At 69.2% G+C, this 25652-nt stretch carries 15 protein-coding genes; 6 read left to right on the top strand and 9 right to left on the bottom strand.

The window, feature by feature from the left end; all coding sequences use genetic code 11:
* Positions 1 to 116: 116 nt before the first annotated feature.
* Positions 117 to 959, bottom strand: coding sequence for a diacylglycerol kinase (locus tag GRC12_RS22170; protein ID WP_208781123.1), 843 nt, complete (start codon positions 957 to 959; stop codon positions 117 to 119).
* 206 nt (positions 960 to 1165) lie between these two features.
* Here GRC12_RS22170 and GRC12_RS22165 point away from each other — a divergent pair, with 206 nt between their 5' ends.
* A complete protein-coding gene (locus GRC12_RS22165) occupies positions 1166 to 2449 on the top strand; it encodes an adenylosuccinate synthase (protein ID WP_208781122.1) in 1284 nt (427 codons plus the stop codon).
* A 156-nt stretch (positions 2450 to 2605) separates the two neighbouring features.
* The gene (locus GRC12_RS22160) at positions 2606 to 4408 is read left to right on the top strand and encodes a bifunctional metallophosphatase/5'-nucleotidase (RefSeq protein WP_208781121.1); all 1803 of its coding nucleotides are present in this window, start codon (positions 2606 to 2608) and stop codon (positions 4406 to 4408) included.
* Between the two features lie 80 nt (positions 4409 to 4488).
* Here GRC12_RS22160 and GRC12_RS22155 read toward each other — a convergent pair whose 3' ends face one another.
* The 4 genes from GRC12_RS22155 to GRC12_RS22140 form a co-directional block, all read right to left on the bottom strand.
* Positions 4489 to 4998, bottom strand: coding sequence for an Imm21 family immunity protein (locus GRC12_RS22155; protein WP_208781120.1), 510 nt, complete (start codon positions 4996 to 4998; stop codon positions 4489 to 4491).
* Complete coding sequence (locus GRC12_RS22150; protein WP_244373574.1) at positions 4976 to 11878, bottom strand: RHS repeat-associated core domain-containing protein; 6903 nt, start codon at positions 11876 to 11878, stop codon at positions 4976 to 4978. The genes GRC12_RS22155 and GRC12_RS22150 overlap by 23 nt, the downstream gene beginning before the upstream one ends.
* 91 nt (positions 11879 to 11969) lie before the next feature.
* Complete coding sequence (locus GRC12_RS22145; protein WP_208781119.1) at positions 11970 to 15590, bottom strand: LamG-like jellyroll fold domain-containing protein; 3621 nt, start codon at positions 15588 to 15590, stop codon at positions 11970 to 11972.
* Between the two features lie 32 nt (positions 15591 to 15622).
* Positions 15623 to 17107, bottom strand: a complete 1485-nt coding sequence (locus GRC12_RS22140) for an FG-GAP and VCBS repeat-containing protein (RefSeq protein WP_308286601.1) — start codon at positions 17105 to 17107, stop codon at positions 15623 to 15625.
* Positions 17108 to 17709: 602 nt separating this feature from the next.
* On the opposite strand from GRC12_RS22140, the gene GRC12_RS22135 reads away from it, so the two are divergent.
* Positions 17710 to 18000 carry a DUF3303 family protein gene (locus GRC12_RS22135; RefSeq protein ID WP_208781118.1) on the top strand — a complete coding sequence of 97 codons (291 nt, stop codon included), beginning with the start codon at positions 17710 to 17712 and terminating at the stop codon, positions 17998 to 18000.
* A gap of 3 nt (positions 18001 to 18003) precedes the next feature.
* Here GRC12_RS22135 and GRC12_RS22130 read toward each other — a convergent pair whose 3' ends face one another.
* The 4 genes from GRC12_RS22130 to GRC12_RS22115 form a co-directional block, all read right to left on the bottom strand.
* Positions 18004 to 18654, bottom strand: a complete 651-nt coding sequence (locus GRC12_RS22130) for a hypothetical protein (protein WP_208781117.1) — start codon at positions 18652 to 18654, stop codon at positions 18004 to 18006.
* A gap of 85 nt (positions 18655 to 18739) precedes the next feature.
* Positions 18740 to 21193: a dolichyl-phosphate beta-glucosyltransferase gene (locus GRC12_RS22125; RefSeq protein WP_308286600.1), complete on the bottom strand. Its 2454-nt coding sequence runs from the start codon at positions 21191 to 21193 to the stop codon at positions 18740 to 18742.
* Positions 21190 to 21891 carry a GntR family transcriptional regulator gene (locus tag GRC12_RS22120; RefSeq protein ID WP_208781116.1) on the bottom strand — a complete coding sequence of 234 codons (702 nt, stop codon included), beginning with the start codon at positions 21889 to 21891 and terminating at the stop codon, positions 21190 to 21192. Before GRC12_RS22120 ends, GRC12_RS22125 begins: the two co-directional genes overlap by 4 nt.
* A 140-nt stretch (positions 21892 to 22031) precedes the next feature.
* A complete protein-coding gene (locus GRC12_RS22115; protein WP_208781115.1) occupies positions 22032 to 23405 on the bottom strand; it encodes an aspartate aminotransferase family protein in 1374 nt (457 codons plus the stop codon).
* 129 nt (positions 23406 to 23534) lie between these two features.
* Between GRC12_RS22115 and GRC12_RS22110 the strand changes: the two genes are divergently transcribed.
* The 3 genes from GRC12_RS22110 to GRC12_RS22100 form a co-directional block, all read left to right on the top strand.
* Positions 23535 to 24164, top strand: a complete 630-nt coding sequence (locus tag GRC12_RS22110) for a DJ-1/PfpI family protein (RefSeq protein WP_208781114.1) — start codon at positions 23535 to 23537, stop codon at positions 24162 to 24164.
* The gene (locus GRC12_RS22105) at positions 24161 to 24628 is read left to right on the top strand and encodes a MarR family winged helix-turn-helix transcriptional regulator (RefSeq protein WP_208781113.1); all 468 of its coding nucleotides are present in this window, start codon (positions 24161 to 24163) and stop codon (positions 24626 to 24628) included. Before GRC12_RS22110 ends, GRC12_RS22105 begins: the two co-directional genes overlap by 4 nt.
* 88 nt (positions 24629 to 24716) lie before the next feature.
* The coding region (locus GRC12_RS22100) for a serine/threonine-protein kinase (protein WP_208781112.1) at positions 24717 to 25652 on the top strand (936 nt) is incomplete at its 3' end.

Below are 25652 nucleotides of genomic sequence, written 5' to 3'. Positions count from 1 at the left end.
CCTCAAACCGGCCGGTTTGAGGCGGGGTGGTCGACCGGCCGGTTTGAGGCGGGGTACTCGACCGGCCGCTCTGAGTGGCGAGTGGCCGCCCGTGGACTCCGGCTTTCGGGCTTCCCCTACCGAGACGCCGGCACCGTGAGCCCCCAGGCCCCCTCCCACACCGTCCACGTCCGCCTGCGCACCGGTCCCCACACGCCCGCGTCCGCCCGGTAGCGGAAGTCCGCCCCGGAGACGCTCACCGTGCGGCCCCGGGCAAGGAGCGGTGACGCCTCCGCGCCCACCGACAGGGGGCGGACCTCCACCTCGGCCACCCCGCAGGCGCCCGGGCTCACCGACACCGTCTCCACCGGCTGGTCCAGGTCCACCAGCGTCACGCCGTCGACCTCGACGCGCAGCCGGGCCGGCCGGGGCGCCGGGAGCGTGGTCTCGCGGGCCGGGACCAGGGTCCGTACCAGCGACTGGGCCGTACGCAGCCAGGGGCGGCCCTCCTCGACGACCGGCTCCCGCTGGACCACCGAGGGAATCCGCAGCGCGCCCAGGACCACACCGTCGCTGTCGTCCACCAGCAGGTCCAGCCGGCGCTCGGCCCCGTCCAGCACGGCCCGCGCCGCCGCCACCGTCCCCATGGGCACCCCCAGCGCCCCGGCCACCGTCAGCGCGGCACCCACCGGCACCATCGACAGCGCACATCCGGCCAGTTCCCGCCGCCGGTGCAGCACGGACACCGCACGCACCAGAGCCCGGTCGTCACCGACGACCACCGGCCGTCGCGACCCCCGCCTGATCAGCGCCCGGGCGAATTCCTCCGGTCCCTCCGGCAGACAGACCTTGGTCTGCGCACCCGCGCTGAGCACGTCTTTCGCGATGCGAACCGACTCCCCGTCCGTCCGTCGGGCCACCGGATCGATCACCACCAGCAGCTGATCGGAACTCGCCTCGGAAGTCGCGGAAGTCGCCACCTCGGTCCTGCCTCGCTTCCTCGGGTAGCATCTTTGTGCAAGAGCCCCTTGCGCTATTGCGCCAGGGGCTTCGTCTATTCCGGGGCCATCCGGTCCGACGGTTCGCGGCCAACGTTGCTCGCGGCCGGTCGTGGTGCACGCGGCGGGAAACCCTACGCGTACGCCCCTGACCTTGGACATGCCCCGCCCGGAAGGGGTGTACGCGCGTGCCCGCACTTGTGCTGCTCGGTGCTCAGTGGGGTGACGAAGGCAAGGGAAAGGCGACGGACCTGCTAGGCGGCTCCGTCGACTACGTGGTGCGCTACCAGGGCGGCAACAACGCCGGCCACACGGTGGTCGTGGGCGATCAGAAGTACGCCCTTCACCTGCTCCCTTCCGGGATCCTCTCGCCGGGGTGCACCCCGGTCATCGGCAACGGTGTCGTCGTCGACCCGTCGGTCCTGCTCTCCGAGCTGAGCGGACTGAACGCCCGCGGCGTCGACACGTCCAAGCTCCTGATCAGTGGCAACGCCCACATCATCACGCCGTACAACGTGACGGTGGACAAGGTGACGGAACGCTTCCTCGGAAAGCGGAAGATCGGCACCACCGGACGCGGCATCGGCCCGACCTACGCGGACAAGATCAACCGCGTCGGCATCCGGGTCCAGGACCTCTACGACGAGTCGATCCTCACCCAGAAGGTAGAGGCGGCGCTCGACGTCAAGAACCAGATGCTCACCAAGCTGTACAACCGGCGCGCCATCGCCGTCGAGCAGGTGGTCGAGGAGCTGCTGGAGTACGCCGACAAGCTCAGGCCGTACGTCGCCGACACCGTGCTGGTTCTCAACCAGGCGCTGGAGGACGACAAGGTCGTGCTCTTCGAGGGCGGCCAGGGCACGCTGCTGGACATCGACCACGGCACGTATCCGTTCGTGACGTCCTCGAACCCGACCGCGGGCGGTGCCTGCACCGGCGCCGGCGTCGGGCCGACGAAGATCAGCCGGGTCATCGGCATCCTCAAGGCGTACACGACCCGTGTCGGCTCGGGTCCCTTCCCGACGGAGCTGTTCGACGCGGACGGCGAGGCGCTGCGCCGCATCGGCGGCGAGCGGGGCGTGACGACCGGCCGTGACCGGCGCTGCGGCTGGTTCGACGCGGTCATCGCCCGCTACGCCACCCGCGTCAACGGCCTGACCGACTTCTTCCTCACCAAGCTCGACGTCCTCACCGGCTGGGACGAGATCCCGGTCTGTGTCGCCTACGAGATCGACGGCCGGCGCGTCGAGGAACTCCCCTACTCCCAGACCGACTTCCACCACGCCAAGCCGGTCTACGAGTACCTCCCGGGCTGGAGCGAGGACATCACCAAGGCCAAGTCCTTCTCCGACCTGCCGAAGAACGCCCAGAACTACGTGAAGGCGCTGGAGGAGATGTCGGGCGCGCCGATCTCCGCGATCGGGGTGGGCCCGGGCCGGGACGAGACGATCGAGATCAACTCGTTCCTTTAGGCCCCTTTTGTGCCTGGGCAGTTGGGCCGGTCATGGACTTCCTTGACCGGCCCATGGCTTGCTCCTGGTTCCGTACGGAAGTGACGGGGCGCAACCATCTACGCGGGTAGTCCCGCCGCCGCGCCCTCTCCAGTCCCTCCGTTCCCAGGAGCCCGTATGCCCGCAAGTCCGCTCAACCGCCGGGAGTTCGTGAAGAAGTCGGCCGTCACCGGGGCCGCCGTCGCCGCCGCGGGAGCGGTCGGCAGCGGTACCGCGCAGGCCGCCGAGCGCGCGCCCGAGCACCACCGGAAGACCTGGTCGTTCTCCATCCTGGGCACCACCGACCTGCACAGCCACGTCTTCGACTGGGACTACTACAAGGACGCGGCCTACTCCGACAGCAAGGGCAACTCCGTCGGCGTCGCCCGCGTGGCCACGCTCATCAAGCAGCAGCGCGCGGCCAAGGGCGAGCACCGCGTCCTGCTCGTCGACGCCGGCGACATCATCCAGGGCACCTCGCTGGCCTACTACTTCGCGCGCGTCGACCCCATCACCAGCGGGGTGAAGCACCCCATGGCCGTCGCGATGAACCACATGCGCTACGACGCCGCCGCGCTCGGCAACCACGAGTTCAACTACGGCATCGACGTACTGCGCAAGTTCGAGAAGCAGTGCCACTTCCCGCTGCTGGGCGCCAACGCCCTCGACGCCAAGACCCTGCGCCCCGCCTTCCCGCCGTACACCGTGAAACGGATCTGTGTGCCGGGCGCGCCGGACATCAAGGTCGGCATCCTCGGCCTGACCAACCCCGGCATCGCCCTGTGGGACAAGGACAACGTCAGCGGGAAGATGGTCTTCCCCGGGCTGGTCGAGCAGGCGAAGAAGTACGTGCCGCGGCTGCGCGCGCTGGGCTGTGACGTCGTCTTCCTGACCGACCACTCGGGCCTGGACGGCAGTTCCTCCTACGGCGACGAACTCCCCTACGTCGAGAACGCCTCCAACCTCGTCGCCGAACAGGTCCCCGGCATCGACGCGATCCTGGTCGGCCACACCCACGTCGAGGTCCCCTCCTACACCGTCAAGAACGCGGAGACCGGCGAGGACGTCCTGCTCTCGGAGCCGTACTGCTGGGGCTACCGGCTCAGCGTCTTCGACTTCGAGGTCGAGCTGGAGCACGGCCGCTGGAAGGTCACCTCCAAGACGGCGCAGACCCTCAACCCCAACACGGTGGACGAGGACCCGGAGATCAAGAAGCTCCTCCAGGCCGACCACCAGCTGGTCGTGAAGTACGTCAACACCCCGGTCGGCACCTGCACCGAGGACCTCTCGGCGGCGGAGTCCTGCTGGAAGGACGTACCGATCATGGACTTCATCCACCAGGTCCAGACGGCCACGGTGAAGGCGGGCCTGTCGGCGTCCGACGCGGCCCTCCCGCTCATCTCGGTCGCCGCGCCCTTCTCCCGCACGGCCGACATCCCCGCGGGCAGCGTCACGATCAAGGACATCGCCGGTCTCTACATCTACGACAACACCCTCTACGGCAAGAAGCTCACCGGCGCCCAGCTGAAGGACTACCTGGAGTACGCGGCGAAGTACTACCACCGGGTCCCGTCCGGCACGAAGGTCGACACCGCGACCCTCACCAACGCCAACAACTTCTGGGACTACATGTACGACACGGCGGCGGGTGTCTCGTACGACATCGACATCGCCCAGCCCGAGGGCTCCCGCATCAAGAACCTCACCTACAACGGCACGGCGGTGGCGGACGACCAGGTCTTCGTCGTGGCCGTCAACAACTACCGCGCCAACGGCGGCTCGGGCTACCCGCACATCGCCTCGGCGGACATCGCCTACAGCTCCACGAACGAGATCCGCCAGCTGATGATCGACTACGTGACGTCCAAGGGGACGCTGAACCCGGCGGACTTCGCGGTGACGAACTGGCGGCTGACGCAGAACGGAGTGGCGGTGTTCTAGACGGGCGGTGACACGGATTTCCTCAAGCCGAAAAGGGGCCCACCAGTGAGGTGGGCCCCTTCCGCGTGTCGTGGGGCAGTTCAGTCGGTCAGCGCGACCAGTCGGTGCAGCTTCGCCGCGCAGTGCGGAGCGAGCGGTACTTCCGCGCTGTCCAGCCGGAATCTGCCGCTTCCGGACGTGAACACGAACATGTCCTCATCGGCCACCTCGTCACCCGGTGTCGCCGCGTCCACGAGCGCCAGTTCCCCATCGGATTGCAGTACCGGGCCCTGGTGCCATGCGATGGCATCGAGATCGACTTCGGAGGCATGTTTCCGCATCTCGTCCTCCGAGTCCCCATGGATCCATTGGACGATCAGCGACCGGGATTCGATGATCGTGGCCGGCAGGGGCTCGTCCCCTAGAACCACCACATTTCTCTCCGGTACGGCGTAGGGCTCGGAGTGACCCGAATCCGTCATCTCGATGACGAGATCGTAGTCACCGTTGTACCCCGTCCATGAGGGGAGCAGTGCAACGGGACTCAGCAGAAACGGACTGCCGTCCGTCTCAAGCCACCGCCGTCCGTCAATACTTGGCTGCTGCGCCATAGATCCCTCTCATCACGCCTTTCAACCGGCCAGCCCAACCACCCTGTCGGCTACTGCACGGGCGGCACTGCGGATACAGCCGCTGGGGCGTACCGTCCGGAACCCACGAGCTGATCGGTTGGTGGTCGGGTACGAATCTGCCGTTGCCGCCGGGATCAAGACTTCCACAGGTGTGGCATCCGTGCTTGAAGCCCAGTTCGTCGATCTGGTCGTGTTCCTCGTCCGTGAACCTCTGCGACTTACTGCGGGCCGGAATGGAGTCGACAGCGTAGTTCCCGATGGGACAGACCTGCTCGGGGTCACTGCGCTTGCCGGAATTGTGGACGAGGACGGGGTCCTCGCCGGCAAGCACATAATACGTGTGCAGTTCACTGACCGTGAGGTTGTGCACGGTCGCGGTCAAAAGCGTCCAGCGCTTCACCGCCGTGATCTGCACGCGCTGCCCGGAGCTGGTGCGCAGCCACTCACCCGAAAGCAGGTCGGTCGCGCGAAGCCAGGCGTCGAGTTCCGGCACCCAGAAGGGATGTCCGTCGGTCGCCGTGACCGACGCCGTCCGAGAACCCCTGTCACCGTCGACGTCAACGGTGACCTTCACGAGATGCTTGAGTCCCGTGCCCTTGATCTCGGCGGTGACCGTCTCGGCCTTGGTCTTCCCCGTCTCCGGGTCGGTGGCCAGAACCTTGTCGCCGATCTTGACGTTCTTGATCTTCTTAGTGGTGCCGTCGGCCATCAGCACCCGTGTGTCGGGTGTGAAGCTGTTGCAGACCTTCCCTACGGTCTCGGCCGCCTCCTCGGCCTCCTTCGCCGCCTTCTCGCTCTTGCGCCAGTCCTTGAAGGTGTCCCAGAGCTTGCGGCCGAGGCCGACGATGCGCTTGCCGAGGGCGTAGGCCTTGTCGACGCGGTACCAGTACTTGGAAACCAGCTTGCCGACCGGGCCGCCGCCGATGAGCGAGGTGACGATGTTGGCCGCGGTCGCTCCGCAGGAGCCCAGGCTGCCGGTGGTGAAGCAGTCGAGCGCGTCCGTGATGCCCAGTTCGTCGGCGATGATCTTGCCGAGTTCCTTGGCGATGGCGATCGCGCGCTTCTTTGCGGCGTCCTCCCTCGCGCGGGCCTCGTCCGCCTTGGCCTTGGCCGGGGAGTAGCCGCTGTTGCCCTTCGAGTCCCCTCCGCCGCCGTTGCCGGAGCGGGACTTGCCGTCGTGGCCGGTGCCTCCCTCGTTGATCGTCTTGATGGTGTCCCGGGTGCAGCTGTAGTTCGGGTAGCAGCTCTCCGTGCCCGTGGGGTCGCTCAGCGAGACCGGGCTGTTGTTGGCGTACGCGTAACCGTTGATCTGCTGCGGGTCGCGGTAGTCGACGATCGGGTCCGCCGAGATGAAGCGGCCCGTGTCCGCGTCGTACTCACGGGCGCCGAGTGTCGTCAGACCCGTGGTCTTCTGGATGGTGCCGCCGACGAAGCCCTTGTCGTTCACCCAGCCCGTGGAGGAGGACGAGGACGAGTCACGCGCGTTGCCGAACGGGTCCGTGCGCCGGCGGGTCGTCGAACCCGTCTTCGCGTCGACCGCCAGCTCCGCCGTTCCCTGGTGGTCGGTGGCGAGGAAGTGGACGCCGTCCGCCTCCCGCATCGCGACCGTCATACCGGCGAAGGAGTAGTAGCGGGTCGTCGTCACCTTCGACGAGGACTTGTCCAGGTGCAGCTCCATGCCCGGCAGGTAGAACGTCTTGTCCGTCGGGGTGTCCCGCAGCAGCCGTTCACCGTTCGCGTCGTACTTGTACGACGTCACCGTCCCGTCGGCGTTCGTGACCGTCGTCAGCTCGCCCTGCTTGTCCCAGTCCAGCGACTGGGTGTCGCCGTCCAGGACACGGGTCTTGGTGTTGCCGGACGCGTCGTAGGTGTAGGTGTCCCGGGAGGTGACCTGCGGCGTGGTGCTCGTCGCCGTGGTCGTCTGGGTGACCGAGGACACCGTGTGGGCGCCGGACACCGCGCCGCCCGGGCCGGAGCCCGTCTCGCCGTACTTGTAGGAGCGCGAGGAGGTCCCCGCCCCGTTCAGCCCGTGCCGCACCTCGCTCGTGCGGTTGCCGATCGAGTCGTAGCCGTACTCCGTCCAGAACGGGGACACGCCTCCGACGGTCGAGGACGACGCGCCCGCGGCACAGGCCGCGTCCGTGCCGCCCGTGCCCTTGGCGCCGTTCGGTGTCACCGACGACGTCCACGTCTGCTTCAACCGCTGTAGACCGTCGTACGAGAAGCACTGGACGTCCGAGGTTCCGCCTGTCGGCGTGTCCGCGATCGAGAGGACGTTGCCGTTGGCGTCGTAGGTGTAGTCGGCGTCGTAGGCGACGCTGGACGCGCCCTCCACGTCGACCCGCGAGTTGATCAGCCGGTCGGTGCCCGCCTCGTAGGAGTTGGTGAGCCACGTCTTCTTCGCCGACGACTCACCGGTGTACAGCTCCAGCTGTTCCAGGTTCGACGTCGGTGAGTACGACGCGTCCGTGACGTAACTCAGGCCGCCGAGGGAGGTGTTCAGACCATCCGGGCGCTGCAGGGCGTCGTAGGAGTACGTCAGCGCCTCGGCGGACAGGTCGCCCGCCGCCGGCAGGCCCTCGCCCTGGACCGAGCCGTCCCGGTTGTACTGGGTGGTGAACTCGTACGTGCCGCCCAGCTGCGGTTCCGCCGTCTTGGACAGGAAGTACTTCGTCGAGGTCGGCTTGAAGTCGTTGGTCTCGTCGAGCACCGGGTACGTCACCGACGAGTAGACCGCGCCGTCCTTGTAGGTGTAGACGCCGTACAGCTCGCCCTTGGCGACGGTGTCGTACTTGGTGACGGAGAGCTTGGTGCCGGTGTTGGCCTCGCCCTGCCAGGTCGAGACCGCGCGGCCCAACTCGTCGTAGACGGTGGATGTCTTGTCGCCGTTCACGGTGACCGACGTCTGGCGGTCCAGTTCGTCGTACGTGTACGACGACGATCCCGTGTCGGGGTCGACGGCCGTCTTCTTGTTGCCCAACTGGTCATACGTGTATGACCACTTGTTGCCCTTGTCGTCCGTCACGCGGGTCAGCTGACCGGCCGGGTCGTAGCCGTAGGACGTGGTGACGGCGGCACCGTCGCTCGGGTACTCGATCTGGGTGGTCGTGCGGTCCCGGGCGTCCGTCACGGTCGTCGTCTTCGTTCCGCCCTGGGGCGGGGTGGTCGTGACGCGGTCGCCGCCGTAGGCGTAGCTCGTGCGGTACTTCTCGGTGCCCTGGACCTTGAGGACCGAGGCCGTGGTGCGGCCCGCGCCGTCGTACTCGGTGACCGTCTGCGCGTCGAGGTCGGCGTTCACCGGCTCGAAGAGGGTCGAGGACGGAGCGCCCTTGGCGTAGTACGTGTCGTTGACCTGCCGCACCCGGCCGGAGCCGTCGTACAGCGTGTCGGCGACCATGCGGCCGCCGTCCGCACCCTGCGTCTGCTCCTGACGGGGCCTCAGCCAGCCGTCGTACAGCGACCATTCACTGCCGTACGTCGTCCCGTCGGCCTGGATCTTCTGCGTGTGCACGGCGGTCGGGCCGGCGTCGGCGCGGATCAGGTACTCGTACTTGAGCGACGGGGTGAAGTCCGACGCCTTGGGGCGGTCGGGCAGCCAGACCGACACCAGGCGGCCGAGGCCGTCGTAGGCGAGGTCGGTGCGCTTGCCGTTCATGTCGACCTTGGCGCTCGGCACACCCCAGGCGGGCGCGTACTCGGTGGAGGTCGTCCAGCCGAGCCGGTTGGTGACGGTCGACTTCGTCGCCAGGCCGTAGGTGTCGGTGTAGGTGGTGGAGGAGGTGTACGTCGTCGAGGACGAGGCGGTCTGCGCGTCCTTCGCCACCAGCGGACGGCCGTAGTCGTCGTACGTGGTCACAGCCGTCGTCCGGTACGTCGCCGTCGTGCCGTTGTGCGAGGACAAACGCTTGGTCATGGTGACGTCGCCCTTGGTCGGGGCGGCGCCCAGCGTGGTCGAACCGTCGTAGTAGGTCAGGTCGTCGGAGATGACGTCCTTGGAACGGTCGGGGGTCGAGGCGCAGTCGACGGCCACCTTCTCCACTCGTGAGACCAGCGAGTAGATGTGCGCGCTCGCGCTGTCCGCGTACTCGGTGCGGGTGCACTGGTTGTCGGCGACGCCGACCTCGCCGTCGTCGTCGACCGTCGTCGCTCGACCGGTCGAGTCGTCGTACGTGGTGGTCGACTTGGTGTGGCGCCAGCCGCCCACCGCGAGGGCCGTGTAGGTGTCGGTCGAACCGGTCGACACATAGCGGGCCCTGCGGGTGCCCCAGTCCTGCGTCTGGGTCGCCGTCACCCTGGTCCACGGCACGGTCACCGACTTCTCGGTGATGTCCGAGCCGTCGTAGGTGACTGTCTCCAGCTCCTGGCCGGCCTTCCAGTCGGAGTCGTCGTAGGAGACGCCGTTGGAGTCCGTCACCTTCACCGAGCGGGTGGTGCCGTTCTTGTCCACGTCGCCGTCGAGTCCGCGGAAGAAGGTGTGCTCGCTCTTGGTGTTGGACGCGGAGTTGGTGCCGTCGGAGGTGACGACCCGCACCTTGCCGTAGCCGCGCCAGTCGCCCCACGTGCGGTACTCGGACTTGGTGATGCCGTCGGCCGGCGTCTTCCGCCAGCCCGCGTCACCGAGGTAGGTGTACGAGGTGACCTGGTCGGCGCTGTCGCCGGTGAGGTCGGTCTGGACGACGGAGTCGACGACGTACTTGTGGAACCAGTCGACGATCGGGTTCGCGGCACCGGGCGGGTTCCATTTCACCGGGAAGCAGCGCACCTTGGACGAGTCCTCTGCCGGTAGGTTGCTCGTCGTGCACTGGTTGTCGGCGTAGTTGACGCTCAGCGCGCCGCCGGACTCGTTCTTCACCCCGGACAGCCGGAAGCGGTAGAAGGGCTGGAGGTTGTCGCCGGTCTGGTCGACGCGGTTGGGCAGTTGCTTGCCGTACAGCTCGACGGAGGGGACCGAGGTGTCGGTGCCGACCTTGCCCGTGTGGTCGATCTTGCTCAGCCACAGCGACTTGGAGCCGTCGCCGTTGTCGGTGAAGACGTGGGTCAGGCTCCACACGTCGACCGGGGTGTAGGCCGCGTCACCGGTGCGGATCTGCGTGGTGATCTTCGTGAGCTTCTTGCGGGTCCAGAACGTGGGCGAGTTCTGGCCCGGGCACTTGCTGTCCGCCTTGCAGTTCTGGTCCCACGGCACGTCCGGCCAGTCGGCGGCGGTGGAGTCCGTGAGCGCGCCCGCGGAGCAGTCCGTCAGGGAGCCCACGCACCGCTCCGCGGTGGTGAAGACGACCTGGGCGGCAGGCTTGGTGGAGTACACCTTGCCGTCGCGCTGGCCGTAGTCGACGCGCTTGAGGTAGCCGCCGCGGACGTAGGGCTTGCCGTTCTCCGTGGTCTTCAGGCCCTGCGTGTAGTAGTTCGTCTCCGTGCCGTAGAAGTACGACATGGCGTTGCCGTGCGGGTCCACGACGTAGTCGAGGTTCCAGCGCCAGGCCTGGGTGCAGTAGGCGCTCGCGAAGGTGGCGTTGTAGCAGGGCTCGCCGGAGTCGTCGCCGTAGACCGGCTCGGTCCAGGTCGAGTTGGTCTCCTCGTTGCCGCTCGCGTAGCCGGTGAGGCGGTTGAGACCGAAGTAGTACTGGGTGCCGTCGGCGGTGGTGATCTTCCAGTACTCGCCGTTGTTGTCACCGTTGGTGGTGCCGGTCAGGTGCTCGACCTTGGCGTTGTCGTCGGAGCCGACCCGCCACTGGCCGGTGGTGTCGTCCTTGATCAGCTGACCGGAGGTGCCGCCGGTGAGCGACAGCGTCGCGTTGTCGAACGCCCAGCACTCGTCGCCGTTGTTCGCGTCGTGACCGTCGTCGGCGCACGCCTTGTAGCTGCGCTCGATGTAGCCCGGGTCATAGGAGAAGCCCTGGCCGATCCACGAGCCCTGGTTGTTGGTCGTAGCCGTCTGGCCGTCGATGGACTGGGAGTTGTAGCTCAGGCCGACGGTCGGCTGGAGGCCGCCGGGGACGGGCGGTGTGGTCAGCGGGTAGTTCCAGGTGAAGGCACCGGAACTGGTGTCGACGCCCCACTGCGAGGACTGAGACAGGCTGGTCGCCTTGTAGTCGCCGCCGTCACCGCTGCTGCCGGACGTGGCCGCCACGACGGTGGCCGAGGCGGTGCTCGCACCTGCCTCGAGGAGCTGGCTGGAGGGACCCGAGGCGTCCGCGGCGGCGGTCACGGTCCCCGTCAGTGTCTGCTTCGCCTGGTCGTTGGTGCTCTTCAGATACGTCGGGGTGGAGCAAGTCCTCTTCTGAGGCGTCGTCAGCACACAGGCCGGATAGGTGGCGAGGCGCAGTCGTGAGCCGTAGTCGCCGCCGTAGGCGTCGGCGAAGTCGGAGTAGTCCAGGGTGACTTGGGCCGGGCCGCCGGTGTTCGCGCCGTCGGTGCGGGCGACGGTGAAGAGAACTCCGTCGACACCGGCGTCCTGCGCGGCCTTGCGGCCGAGCATCTCGACGCGTACGGACTCGGCCCCGTTTTTCCCGGCGGCCTTGGCGGCCAGCGGGAGTCCCGTGGCGCGGACGGCCCTGGTGGTGAGGTCGACGTCCGCGCTGCCCGCCTTCGGCCAGTGCGCCTTGACAGTCCTCTTCACCGCGGCCTTCTTGGCCTGGTCGGTCTTCTTGAAGGTCTTGGCGGTGGCGTTGCTGCCGCGCACCGGGTCATCGAGGTCGGTCTGGGTCTTCGGCCGGGTCAGACCGCCGGCGGAGGCGGTGGCCGCCGGGGCGTACTGCGGGAGCAGTCCTATGGACAGCGTCAGTCCGAGGACCACCGCGGCGCGTCTGCGGCCGCTTCGCCAGGCCGGTCGCACCGACCGGAACCAGGGAGGCGATGACATCAACTCTCCTAGAGGTAAGGGTGTCGGGATGTGGCACGCATGCCGAGAAGGGCGGGCGGCACAGTGGCCGCCCGCCCGGGTGTGGAAAGGACTACGCCGAGGTCTCGTCGATGCTGGAGCCGCCCGGCAGGACCGCCACGGTCGCCACCAGCGAGGCGTCCAGCGGACCCTGGTACATGCGCACCTCGTCGACGGCGCCGGAGAAGTACTCGCTCGCCGTCGTCCCCTTCAGCGCGCGTCCGACCTGGAGGCTCGTCGTGCTGAAGTCCCAGGTGTTGTCCCAGGCCGCGTCGGCGACGGCGGTGCCGTTGACGTAGAGCAGAACGTCACCGAAGACCGCGTTGTAGACCAGCGCGAGGTGATCGCCGTCGCCCTCCGAACTCGGCGGGTCGGCGGCGTCGAGGAGCGTGGTCGTCACCGGGGAAGCCGAGTCCGCGCCGGTCACCACCAACTGCCAACGGCTGTTGGAGGCCAGGTACTTGACCTTGATCGCGGAGTTGTTGGCGCCGGTGAGCGACAGCACCGTCTCGTCCGTCGTCGGGTTCGCCGAGGCGAGCCGGGCACGGGCGGTGAGGGTGAAGCTGTCCTGGGCGGTGAGCGGTCCGGCGGCGGCGCGGGTGGCGTAGGCGTTGGTGCCGTTGAGGGCGAGGTGCCCGTCACCCCACAGCGGCGCGGCCGGCGCGGTGCAGTCGGGGTCGGCCTCGGGGTCGCAGGACTCGTCCGGTACGTAGATGGACGCACCGCCGCCGAGGGTCAGCCCGGTGCCGCCGCCCGTCTCCGGGGAGACACCGGAGGTCGCCCCGTCGAGCTGCCAGTAGGCCAGCTGGTGCGGCTGGATGCCGCCGAGCTCCTGGCCCTCGGTGGGCGGGATGACCCGGTCGTGGATCTTGACGTCGGCGACGCTGCCCTTGAGGTTTCCGGTGTAACCGTCGAGGTCGAGCCGACGGCCGATCTGCACGGCGCCGGTGGCGCTCCATGTGGTGTGCCGCGCCTGTACGTCGTCGGCGACGAGCACGCCGTTGACGTACAGCATCATCTTGCCGAGCTCGCCGTCGTACACCCCGATCAGGTGGGTCCAGCTGCCTGCGACGGCCGCCGCGCCGGAGACCTTCCAGGTGCCCAGCGACTCCATGTCGCTGACCGGGATGCGGAAGGTCCAGGAGGCGGAGTCCACGTCGTAGCCGAGCTCGAAGCCTGGCTGCGCGGTGCCGTCCTGGCTGACGACGGTCATGCTCTGGGTGGGCAGCGCCGGCAGCATCACCCAGGCGCTGACCGAGAACGTCTTACCGGTGTCGACCGTCGCCGTGCCCGAGTCGAGGTAGGCGTTGTCGGTGCCGTCGAAGGAGGCCGCGGTGTCGGTGGAGCCGAGCGGGCCCGCGGCGCCGAAGCCCACCCCGGAACCGGCGCCGGCCGCGGGCGTGCCGCTCGCGCCGGCCGCCTTCGTCGAGCCCTTGGCGTCGCCGAGCGTCCAAGCGGCCTTCGGGGCGCGCCCGTCACTGACCAGGAAGACATGGACGGTCGGTGTCTTCTGCGCGTTTCCGGCCCCGTCGACCGCGGTCACATGGAGGGTGTAGGTGCCCTCGCTCGGCGGCATCCACCGGATGGTCGCCGGACCGCCGGTGGACTCGGCGGTCACCGTCTTCTTGCCGTTGTCGGCCTGCGGGCCGGTGAAGTAGTACGTGTACTTGGTGACGTCGGTCGACGGCGAGTCCATGGTGAAGTCGCCGTAGTCGCCGACGCCCGTGTGCCAGGCCTCGTCGTCGGGGTACTGGGCCGAGGTGATCGTGGCCGACTTGGGCTTGCCGGTGTCGTAGATGAACTCGCAGCGGGTCTGGTTCCCGTCGCTGGACCAGGCGCCGTACGACTGCTGGTCGTAGCCGCGGACGGCCCAGCCGATGGTGGTGTTCTGCGGGATGCTGAAGCCCGGCTCGCCGTCCCCGGCGACATCGCTGCCGACGGTGTAGAAGAACGTGGCCACGCCGGTCTGGTCGCTCCAACTGGAGTCCACCGTGGTCTTCTTGGGGGTCGTCGCATAGTGCGTGACCGTGGTGCCGCCGGAGGTCCACCAGACCTTGAACTGGGCCTGCAGCGTCTCGGTGTTGGATCCGGTGTCGCCGTGGTCGTAGTCCCGGATCACCGCGGACAGGCGCGGGGCGTCGGTGACGTAGTGCTCGGTGGCACTGCCGTACTCGCACGTGCCGCCCGGCTTCATCTGCAGGTCGTCCTGGACGGGCTCCAACGGCGGCCGGTTGTACGTCACTTCGAGGTGCGCGTTGCCGCAGAACCGCTTCCAGTACGAGGTGTCGGACTCACTGCCCGCCTTGAGGCGGAAGGTGGTCGTGTCCCAGCCGTTGTCGGCGGCCTTCTGGATGGTGCCCGTCACGCCGAAGCGCACGTTCTGGTTGGTGGACGTGCACGAACCCGCCGTCTCCGTCGGGGACTTGGTGGCGATGGTCTCCTTGGAGGAGGGCTGGTTCGACCAGTTCGTGCCGGAGCTGATCGCGCTCGCGCCGGTGCTGTTGACCCGGGCGAGCTGCACCTCGCGCGCGGCGGAGCTGTAGGTGAAGACCTGGGTCACCGCGAACTCGGCGCTGACGATGTCCTTGCCCTCGAAGCTCCCCGTGGGGATCGCGAAGAACTGCCGCTTGACGTCGTCGGAGCTGGAGCAGCGGTACGACACGTCGGACGGGCAGCGGCCCACGCCCTCGTCGTCGTCGAACTTCCAGAACTCGGCGGTCGAGTAGTGCGAGGACACCATGGTCCAGGAACTGCGGTTGGCGGTCTTGACCACGGGGTCGATGTAGACCGGGTAGACGGTGTCCTGGTCGGTGAGCAGGCCCGCGTCGGGGCTGAGGGTCATGCTCCCCGGGCCGAGGTCCACACCGACGTCGGCGACCTGTGCGCCCTCGGGTGGTGTCTGGGTGCTCTCCTCGGCTGCCTTCGTGTCGTCTGCCGTGGCGTGGCTGGAGTCCCACATCACCGGCTGGGGTGCCTCGAAGACCGTGCCGCCGGAGCCGGTGTCGGTGGCGGTCAGGCCGCCGTCCCCCGTCTCCTTCAGCTTCACCGAGGAGGTGTCGAGCGGGAGGTGCAGCTTGGCCAGCTCGGGGTTGGTGGCGGCCTTCGCGTTCTTGACGACCAGCACGTGCGAGAGGCCGTCGGCGCTCGCGGTGACCTTGAGGTCGACGCCGTCGAGGACGTTCGCGTAGGTGGCGGTGGAGCCGTCGACCTTGGGCCTTGGCAGCCTGTCCGGCCAGTCGAGGGAGAGCGAGCGCCCGTCCTTCTCGATCTCGGCGAAGGTCGTGTCACCGCCGCCGGAGAAGGACATGGCGGCGAGCGCCGCCTTCGGGGCGAGCGTGCCGTTCTTCCGCCTGACCAGCGTGGTGTCGATGTCGGTCCACTTCCCGTCGACACGGGTGCGGACGGGCTGGACGTACTCGCTGGTGGTGAAGGTGCCGTCCGGGTTGGCGACGGTGGTGCTGCGCTCGTCACGCAGGCTCTGGATCTCGACCGGCTTGCCGGACTTCTTCGCCTTGGTCTGGGCGCCGTTCGGCGAGAGCGAGGCGCTGCTGCCGCCGCTCTTGTCCTTCTCCCCCTTCACCTGCTCGGCGGCCGGCGCGGGGGCGACGCTCATTCCGGTCGTCAGCAAGGCCGCGGCCGCGGCGGCCGCGACGAGGGAACGGCGTCCGGGTCTCGTGTACGTACGGCTGTGCATGACGCTGTGTCTTCTTCTCCTCGGCCCGCCGCTCATCCGATCACTCCGAAGGCCGAGCCCGCGTCGGGCAGACCGCCGGCTCCGGGCCGGTAGGTGGTGGTACCGGTGCTCGTGGTGCCGTCGACGTCGGTCCACGGCTGGACGTAGAGGACGCCCTTGTTGGTGGCCGGTTCCTTGCTGTAGGGGATGCCTACGTAGAGGTTGGTGGCGCCGGCGACGAGCGAGACTCCGGTGTAGTCACGGGCGGTCGCTGTGCCGGGCAGCCCCGAACCTCGTGTCAGCTCCTTGTCGTTGGTGCCGAGGCCGGTGTCGAGCGGCCGGAAGATGTGCACGGCGCCCGCGTCCCTGACCGTCGCCGTGTCCTTGCCGGGCTCGCCGACCGCGAGGCGGACGTTGGCGGAGCTGGTCACGACATTGGCGTCGGTGTTGGTGATCGCCACGCGCTGGCCCATGAAGTCGTCGGCCACTGCGTCGCCCTCGACGTCCGGGACGCTGTTGTCGAACGCCGCGATCTGGGTGTACGCGCCGGACGGCTGGATACGGATGACGGCGACGCCACCCGCGTCCGGAATGCTGCCGATGTCCTCACCGGGGATGCCGACGGCCAGCAGGACGTCGGAGTTGTAGGTCTGGTCGCTGGGCCGGTAGCCGGTCATGGAGACCGAGAAGCCGAAGCGGTCGCCGGCCTCCGACGCCCCGCCGATGCCGTCCGTGTCCTGCGCCAGCCCCACGAGTGGCGTGGGCATGCCACCGGAAAGGGTGTGGCTGAAGACCGTGACCCCGCCCGCGAACTCCTTGTCCCCGATGGCCTCGCCCGGGGTGCCCACGGCGAAGTAGCGGTTGGTGCCGGCGAGCGAGTAGCCGAAGCGGTCGTTCACCTCGGGGTCGCCCGGGACGCCGGTGGAGTACTGGCTCACGGAGACCTTGGTGCCGCCCTGCACGTACTCGATGCAGCCGGCGTCGGCGTACGTCGTCCCCCCGAAGGTGACTCCCTCACCGGGCACCCCGATCACCAGGTACGGCGTTCCGCTCGCGTTCGTACCCGCCTTCAGTGCGAAGCCGAACCAGTCGTACGCCTCGGTCGTGGAGTTGGAGTCGAACCCCGCCTGGCTGTACCCGTCGATCACGGAGCCCGTGCCGATGCCGGTGGGTGTGCCGTGAATGATGTGGATCAGCCCGGCGTCGACGAGGTTCTTGCCGTCCTTGACGACGTCCTCGTAGGGCGTGCCGACCACCAGGTCGCTGCAGCCGTCCCCATCGGCGTCGTAGGCGGCGTAGGAGGTGCCGAAGCCGTCACCCCCCTCGGGTGCGGCGTTCATGCCCGCGGTGGCCTGGGAGATCTCGGAGACCCCCTTCCCGCCGCCGAGCACCACGCGCACGAGCCCGGCCCGCCTGGCCCCGTTCACCGTGGCGTTCGGGTCCGCGATCACCGTGTCCTGCACGCCGTCGCCGTTGAAGTCGCTCGCCGTTCCCGCCGTGCAGGTGGCTGCCGCCGCCTGCTGTGACGTCAGCGTCACGCCCCCCGTAGTGGCCAGGAAAAGGCCGGCCAACATGGCGAGCCCCCCGGCCAGATGTGTACGCGTACGCACACTCCACCCCTCGTTGTCCGGGTACACCCAGGTAAGGCCACCCTATGAATGACGTAAGAACTGACTAAATACGAGCCTGATTAAAGGCGTCAAGGCTTTTCAGAAAACCGGCTGCACACAGCATCTACGCAGAGTGTGATCATCTTCGCCTTATGCGCCGCAATGAACGGGAAGCGGGCGGAGGGTGCAGAGAATCGGATAAAAGGCGTCATTTCGCCCCACAAGTCGACGTCAGGCGACGGCAGTTCACCGGATCAGCACGCTACGGACTCAGGAAGGGCGTGATACGTTCACTGGTGGAGGAGTGTTTGTCTGCGCAATTCCCTCCACTTTAATATTGAATTAGCTCCGATATTCGCTGGGGAAAATCGGTCTCGGTCGCCACCGGGTCACCCTTCCGAAGGCCGGCACTTCTCCCGCCGACACCGCAGTTCGCGACGGCACCTTCCTGTCCTGGCAGGGCGATCCGTGCATACCGGGCATACCGTGGACTCGTGCAGCTGTGCGTCGATCAGAAGAAGGTGAGTGCGATGCGCGTACTGCTCAAGGCGTCCATGAACACGGAGAAGACGAACGAGGCCATCCGGAACGGCACCATGACCAAGCTGGTCCAGGAGGCCATCGAGCACATCAAGCCCGAGGCGGCCTACTTCACCACCGACCACGGCAAGCGCACCATGTTCCTGGTCTTCGACATGCAGGACAGCGCGCAGATGCCGGCGATCGCCGAGCCGTTCTTCCTCGACATGGAAGCCGAGATCAGCTACACCCCGGTCATGAACGCCGAGGACCTGAAGCGGGGCCTGGCGCAGCTCGGCTGAGCCTCAGCTGAAGACGATCATCGACCCCTGCGCCAGACTCCGCGTCGCCGCCGCGTGCAGGCCGAGCCACACATGCCGCTCCCGGGCGAAGGGGCTCGGGTCGTACGGCGCCGGGACGGCCGGCTCCTCCAACTCCGTGGGGGCGCGTGGCGGTTCCGGCGCCGCAGGGGGGTTGGCCGGGTCGATGCCGATGGCCGGTGCGACGTACTCCAGCTCGCGGAGCAGGGCCTGGGAGGAGCCCAGGGGGCCGCCGCCGGCCAGCAGGTCGTCGTTGGAGAGCGGGTGCGGGAAGTCGACGGGGACGTAGGCGCCGGCGTGGTCGTAGTGCCACACCAGGTGCGACTGCTGGGCCGTCGACTCGAACATCTCCAGCAACTGCTCGTAGTCGCCGCCCAGTTCGTCGACGGGCGTCATCGGCAGACCGCAGACCTGCAGCAGATAGACACGGCGCAGGAAGTGCAGGGCGTCGTAGTCGAAGCCGGCCACCGGGGCGACCTCGCCGGACAGGCCCGGCATGTACTGGTACACCGGCACCGGGGGGAGCCCGGCCGCGGCGAGCACGCTGTTGTACTGCGCGAGTTCGTCGGCGAAGGGATTGTCGGGGGTGTGGCACAACACGTCGACGAGCGGTACCAGCCACAGGTCACAGGCCAAAGAGGGCTCCCTAGCGAGGTGGTCAGTCATGGCAGGGTAGTCGGTGCGGCTCGGGGAGTGCCCCGTTCGGACAGGTCGGCTCAGCTCAGCTCCCCTTGTGCAGGTCCCATACCCATACGCCGTCCACCCACTTCCCGCCATGGCCGACCAGTTCGGAGACGGCCGTGCGCAGGGCGCCGTCGTTGGGCTGCGGGGCCACCACCAGCGCTCCCGCCTTCCAGAAGGCGAAGTCGCGCCGGGCCTGGGCCCGCCAGTTCTTGCCGATCGTGGGGATCTTCCCGCTGTAGCGGACGTCACGGAGCATGTTGGAGGTGTAGCGCGGGGAGGCGGTGTAGATGCCGACGCGGTCCGGGCCGTAGGGGCCGTTGAAGTAGCCGCCGGGCATTCTGAAGCCGAGGCCCGCCTCGACCTGCCAGTGCAGCTGCTCGGCGTACCCGGAGTCGGGCAGCGGGACGATCACCAGGGACTCGTCCCTGCCCACGTACGCCTTCCACGCCCCGTCGGTGAAGAAGGCCGGTGTCTGCGGGCGCTCGACCGCCTTGAGCGGGGCCGGGATCAGCGGGATCAGGGCGAGGCTGATCCCGAGCAGGCCGATGTACTGCGTGCCGATCTTCTTCGTCGCCGCCAGCCGTTCCAGCGCCAGGGCGAGCAGCATGCCGAGCACGGGCGCGCAGATCATCGCGACCCGGCCCTCGATCACCGACTCGAACAGCGGCATCTTGGCGAGCAGCGCCCAGGGGCCGGGGTAGACGTCGTCCGTCATCGGGACGCGGATCCTCGGGCCGAGGGAGAGCAGCGCCGCGCCGACCGCGGTGAACGCCAGCACCCTGACCAGGGCCCGCTCCCACAGTCGTACGACGATCGCGAACGCCACCAGGACCAGGGGCCAGCCGTAGAAGGCGTTCTGCTCGGTCGGGTTCAGGGACAGGGAGTTCGCCCGCAGCTCGTCGCCCGCGACCAGCGAGCGCTCCGCGAAGGACAGCAGGGACAGGGGGCTGTTGCCCGCGTTGTCGCCGTGCAGGATGCTCTTGTAGCTCTGCGGACCGGCGAACTGCCAGGTCAGCGCATAGGCGACCAGGGGGAGACAGACCGCGCCCGCGATCGCCAGTCCCTTCAGCAGCGGACGCCAGGCGGCCCGGGCCACGTCCGGGCGGGCGACGGCGTAGGCGCCGGCGAACAGGATCATGCCGAGCGCCGCGAGCAGCAGGGGCTCCTCGCCGAGGAAGATCTGGTACGTGGCCATCAGGCCCAGCACCACGCCGTCCCGCACGACCCGCGTGCCCTCGCACAGGCGCAGGGCGCGCTCCACGATCAGCGGGATCATGAACAGGACCACGAAGTTGGGGTGCGCGTTGGCATGACTGACCATGGGCGGCGCGAAGGCGGCCAGTGAGGCGCCGACGAAGGCCGCGGGGCGGTGCCGTACGACCCGCTTCACGATCAGCCGGTACCAGGCGGCCGCGGTCGCGGCGAGGCCCAGGGCCATGCAGACGCTGAGGGAGACCGCCGGGCCGGCCAGCAGGGTGAGGGGCGCGAAGGGGACGGTGAGGCCCAGCATGACGGTGTTGGCCATGAGGTTGACGCCGTCGGGGAAGCCCTGCAGGTCGGAGAAGAACGGGTTGTCCAGGTGGGCGAGGTTGTGGGCGGTGACCGCGAAGAACCACTCCCACTGGTTCTGGTCCTGGAGGGAGTCGGGGAGATAGCGGTGGTTGGGGTCGAAGAGACGGCCCGAGTACAGGGCCGCCGACATCAGCAGGAAGAGGAGGGTGACGAACAGGTCCGCCGGGCGCACCGTGCGGGCGCGCAGCCGGACCAGCTCGGTCAGGACCCGGGCGTAGTCGAGGGTGCGCACCTTGGAGCCGGGCTGGTGGGACCAGCGGACGGGGACCTCGGCGATCCGCCAGTCGGCGCGGTGGAAGTGGCGCAGGACCTCGACGTCGATGCCCCAGCCGTTGAGCCGGGAGGCGGCGAAGGCCTCGCGGACCCGGTCGCCGTCGAAGAGCTTGAAGCCGCACTGGGTGTCGCGTATCCCCGGCACGGCGATCCGGCGTATGAGTAAGTTTCCGGCGCGGCCGAGGAGTTCACGTATGCGGTGCTGGCGGCCCTCGATCGTGGCGCCGGGCACGGAACGCGAGCCGATCGCCGCCGAGCCGCCCTGGCCGAGCGCCTTGTCGAGCTGCTCCAGCTCCTCTATCGGCGCCGCGAGGTCGGCGTCCGTGACCAGCACCCGGCGGCCGCGGGTGGCGGCGACCCCCAGGCGCAGGGCGTTGCCCTTGCCGCGGTTGCGGGGGCTGGTGACCAGCTGGATCCGGGGGTCCTGGCGGGCGGTGACCAGCGCGCCGGTGCCGTCGGTGGATCCGTCGTCGGCGACGACGACCTCCCAGGTGCCCCAGCGGCCCTCGTTGTCGCGCAGGTAGCGGGTGACCGCGTCCAGGGTGGGGCCGAGCCGCAGTTCCTCGTTGAAGGCCGGTATGACGACGGAGAGGTTCACCGGCGGGCCGACGGGGAGGCCCACGGCCTCCGTGTCCAGGGCGCTCACCGGTCGGCCAGCCCCTCGATGAGGGCCAGCGCGTGGTCGTTGTACCCGGCGACGATCGACCGCGCCGCCTTGGTGTCCCGGCGGGCGAGGGCGTCGACCAGATCGGTGTGGCCGGACCACAGGGCGCCGCGCAGATCGTCCAGCCGCCGCAGATGCTGCACCGCGCACACCCAGGACTGCACGCGCAGCCGGTGCAGGAAGTCGGCGAGATAGGGGTTGCCGAACATGACGCCGAGCTCGTGCCAGAAGCGCAGGTCGTAACCGATCAGCACGGTGAGGTCACCGGCCAGCGACGCCCGCCGCGCCTCCTCGGCGCGCCGCCGCACCCCGGCGAGGGAGGCGTTGGCGCGGGCGTCGTCGGAGGGTGGGAGCCGGTCGGCGCCGGTCTCCAGGGCGTGGAACATGCCGTCGGTGATCAGGCTGCGGGCCTCGACGATGCCCCGGAAGTCGGCGGTCGAGTACTCGTGGACGTGGAAGCCGCGGTGCTGGTCGGCGTCGAGCAGCCCCTGCGCGGACAGGTCGACCAGCGCCTCGCGCACGGGGGTCGCGGAGACGCCGTACTGCTCGGCGATCTCCTTGACGGTGAACTCCTGGCCCGGTTGGAGCCGGCCCGCCAGCACCTCGTCGCGAAGCGCGTCGGCGATCTGCTGCCGCAGGGTGCTGCGGGTCACGGAGCCGTTGCCGCTGCTGCCGGGCATGGTCGGGGCGTCTCCTCGAAAACGTCGGGTGGCGTACTCGTCCCTATCTACGAGCACGCCACCTTACGCGTTCGGGTTCCCTCGGTGTTTACCCGCGTAGCTGTGCGCGGCCGGTGCGGCACCTGAGGGCGAGCGATCGACTACCCGCGGTAACTCGCCTGCGCGGTGTACTCGTCGGCGACCGACAGCGCCGCGTCCAGTGCCGCGAAGCCCTCCTTCAGTTCCGCCTCGCTGACGTTGCACGGCGGGACCACATGGGTGCGGTTCATGTTCACGAAGGGCCACAGGCCGTGCTGCTTCGCGGCGGCGGCGAAGGCGGCCATCGGCGCGTTGGCCTCGCCGGTCGCGTTGTACGGAACGAGCGGTTCGCGGGTCTCGCGGTCCCTCACCAGCTCCAGCGCCCAGAACATGCCGACCCCGCGCACCTCGCCGACGCTGGGGTGCCGCTCGGCCAGCTCGCGCAGCGCGGGCGCGACGACGCTCTCGCCGAGCCGCCGCGCGTTGTCGACGACCCCCTCCTCCGCCATCACGTTGATCGTCGCGACGGCGGCGGCGCAGGCGAGCGGGTGCCCGGAGTAGGTCAGCCCGCCGGGGTAGGGCCGCCGGGCGAAGGTCTCGGCGATCGCCCCCGATATGGCGACACCGCCGAGCGGCACGTACCCGCTGTTCACGCCCTTGGCGAAGGTCATCAGGTCCGGTGTGACACCGGAGAGGCCGGCCGCGAACCACTCACCGGTGCGCCCGAACCCGGCCATGACCTCGTCCAGGACGAAGACGATCCCGTGCCGGTCGCAGATCTCCCGCACCCCGGTGAGATACCCCGGCGGCGGCACCATGATCCCGGCCGTCCCCGGCACGGTCTCCAGGACGATCGCGGCGACCGTGCCGGGTCCCTCGAAGGCGATGGTCGTCTCCAGGTGCTCCAGCGCCCGCGCGCACTCCTGCTCCTCGGTCTCGGCGTAGAAGCGGGAGCGGTAGAGGTACGGCGCCCAGAAGTGCACGACCCCGGCGGCGGCGCTGTCGGAGGCCCAACGGCGGGGGTCCCCGGTGATGTTGACGGCCTGCTGGGTACCGCCGTGGTACGACCGGTACGCCGACAGGACCTTGGCCCGCCCGGTGTGCAGCCGCGCCATCCGCACCGCGTGCTCGACGGCGTCGGCGCCGCCGTTGGTGAAGAAGATCTTGTCGAGGTCGCCCGGGGTCCGCTCGGCGATCAGCCGTGCCGCCTCCGAACGGGCCTCGATCGCGAAGGCCGGCGCGAAGGTGGACAGGTGTGCGGCCTGTTCCTGGATCGCGGCGACGACCTTCGGGTGCTGGTAGCCGATGTTGGTGTAGACGAGCCCGCTGCTGAAGTCGAGATACCGCTTCCCGTCGTAGTCCCAGAAGTACGACCCCTCCGCACCGGCGACGGCGAGCGGGTCGATGAGCTCCTGCGCGGACCAGGAGTGGAAGACGTGCGCGCGGTCCGCGGCCTTCACGGCGGCGCCGGCCTCGGGGTGTGGCTGAGGGGTCATGGCGGCGAGCGTAGGGAGCGCGGACGGGGGCGCGGTATTGGCGTCATGTCTGTGGTCCGGGGGTTTCCGCGACAGGTTGTCGACCTCTGCATCATTGACAGCATGCTGTCTAAATGGGAGCATGCTGTCATGAATGCCAAGGTTGTCCATCTCGCTGTGTACGACACCCTCGCGGACTGGGAGACGGGGTACGCGACGGCCTACCTCGCCCGCGCCGGTTACGGCATCCGCACCGTGGGGCCGAGCCTCGACCCCGTCGTCAGCATCGGCGGACTGCGCGTCCAGCCCGACCTCGCACTCGAGGACGTACGACCCGAGGACAGCTCCCTGCTGATCCTCCCGGGCGCCGACGCCTGGACTGAGACGGCGGCCGCTACCGCGGCGGGCGGCGACGACCTCGCGCCCTTCGCCCGCAAGGCGCGGGAGTTCCTGGACGCCGGGACGCCCGTCGCCGCGATCTGCGGGGCCACCGCCGGGCTCGCGCGGGAGGGGCTGCTCGACGACCGCGACCACACCAGCGCGGTCTCCTTCTACCTCGCCGCGACCGGCTACCGGGGTGGCGAGCGGTACGTCGACGCGGACGCCGTCACCGACGGGAACCTGGTCACCGCCGGACCCACCGAGCCCGTCGCCTTCGCCCGGGAGGTCTTCCGGCTGCTCGGGGTGTACGAGGGTGAGGTGCTCGACGCCTGGTACCGGCTCCACCACGACTCGGACGCCGAGGCGTTCGCCGTGCTGCAGCAGGCGGCCGCGGGGTGAGCCGGGAGCGACAGGACCTGCTCAGCCGCGGCGCCCTCGGGGTCTTCCGGCTCAACGGCCAGTTCCTCGGGGTGGCCGAGGAGCTGGCCAGGCCCTCCGGACTCACCGCGGCCTGGTGGCAGGTGCTCGGCGCGGTGCTGGGGGAGCCGCTGACGGTCGCCGGGATCGCGCGGGCGATGGGCATCACGCGGCAGAGCGTGCAGCGCATCGCCGACCTGCTGGTGGAACGCGGACTCGCCGAGTACCGGCCCAACCCGGCCCACCGCCGCGCCAAACTCCTCGCGCCGACCGACGAGGGACGCGCGGCGATCCACCGGATCAACCCGGGTCACGCGGCCTTCGCCGACCGGCTCGCGGAAGCCTTCGGGGAAGCCGAACTGGCGGAGGCCGTGCGGGCCCTGGAGCGGCTGTCCAAGGTGCTGGACGAACTGGGACCACCGGGATCCCCCGTTACGGAACCGTAGACACCGCTCCCGTCCTCCTCTCCCCGTGCCCGCACTATCGTGGGGCTGTCGTACAGGGGCGTATCGGGGGATTTCGGGGGGACCTGCGATGGAGAAGCTCGGGGCCGGGGATCCGCAGCGGATCGGGGCGTACCGGCTGCTGGCGCGGCTCGGGGCCGGCGGGATGGGGTTCGTGTACCTCGCCCGCTCGGACCGGGGGCGGACCGTCGCGGTCAAGCTGGTGCGGCGGGAGCTGGCCGCGCAGGAGGAGTTCCGGGCGCGGTTCCGGCAGGAGGTGCAGGCCGCGCGGCAGGTCGGCGGGTACTGGACGGCACCGGTGCTGGACGCCGACACGGAGGCCGCGGTGCCGTGGGTCGCCACCGGGTACGTCGCCGGGCCGACCCTGCAGCAGGTCGTGGGGCACGACCACGGAGCGCTGCCGGAGCGCTCGGTGCGCATCCTGGCCGCGGGGCTCGCGCAGGCCCTCAAGGACATCCACGCCGCCGGGATCATCCACCGCGACCTCAAGCCGTCCAACGTCCTCGTCACCATCGACGGGCCCCGGGTCATCGACTTCGGCATCGCGCGGGCCCTGGAGACGGTGACGGACGGGGGACTGACGCGCACCGGCGCGCTGGTCGGCTCGCCGGGGTTCATGGCGCCGGAACAGGTGCGCGGCGACCGGATCACCCCGGCCTGCGACGTCTTCTGCCTGGGCTCCGTGCTGGCGTACGCCGCCACGGGCGCCCTGCCCTTCGGCACCGCGAACAGCGGTGTGCACGCCCTGATGTTCCGCATCGCCCAGGAGGAACCCGACCTCGACGGCGTGCCGGAGGGGATCGCCGACCTCGTACGCGACTGCCTGAAGAAGGACCCCGCCGCCCGCCCGACGCTGGACCAGGTCCTGGACCGCACGGGCGCCGAGGACACCGTCCAGGACGGCCGCTCCCGGGACCCGTGGCTGCCGAGCGCCCTGGTGGCCCAACTGGGGCGGCACGCCGTGCAGTTGCTGGACACGGAGGATCCGGAGCGGACGGCGGGGGAG

Source organism: Streptomyces griseorubiginosus, from assembly GCF_017614965.1.
Classification (GTDB): domain Bacteria; phylum Actinomycetota; class Actinomycetes; order Streptomycetales; family Streptomycetaceae; genus Streptomyces; species Streptomyces griseorubiginosus_B.
The sequence above is the reverse complement of the archived record's forward strand: the minus strand, read 5'-3'. Positions and strand labels throughout refer to the sequence as shown.

Excerpts from the sequence above, each read along its gene's own strand:
- GRC12_RS22160 (WP_208781121.1), top strand. The coding sequence starts at position 2,606 with ATGCCCGCAAGTCCGCTCAACCGCCGGGAGTTCGTGAAGAAGTCGGCC.
- GRC12_RS22155 (WP_208781120.1), bottom strand. The coding sequence starts at position 4,998 with ATGGCGCAGCAGCCAAGTATTGACGGACGGCGGTGGCTTGAGACGGAC.
- GRC12_RS22150 (WP_244373574.1), bottom strand. The coding sequence starts at position 11,878 with ATGTCATCGCCTCCCTGGTTCCGGTCGGTGCGACCGGCCTGGCGAAGC.
- GRC12_RS22145 (WP_208781119.1), bottom strand. The coding sequence starts at position 15,590 with ATGCACAGCCGTACGTACACGAGACCCGGACGCCGTTCCCTCGTCGCG.
- GRC12_RS22135 (WP_208781118.1), top strand. The coding sequence starts at position 17,710 with ATGCGCGTACTGCTCAAGGCGTCCATGAACACGGAGAAGACGAACGAG.
- GRC12_RS22120 (WP_208781116.1), bottom strand. The coding sequence starts at position 21,891 with ATGCCCGGCAGCAGCGGCAACGGCTCCGTGACCCGCAGCACCCTGCGG.
- GRC12_RS22115 (WP_208781115.1), bottom strand. The coding sequence starts at position 23,405 with ATGACCCCTCAGCCACACCCCGAGGCCGGCGCCGCCGTGAAGGCCGCG.
- GRC12_RS22110 (WP_208781114.1), top strand. The coding sequence starts at position 23,535 with ATGAATGCCAAGGTTGTCCATCTCGCTGTGTACGACACCCTCGCGGAC.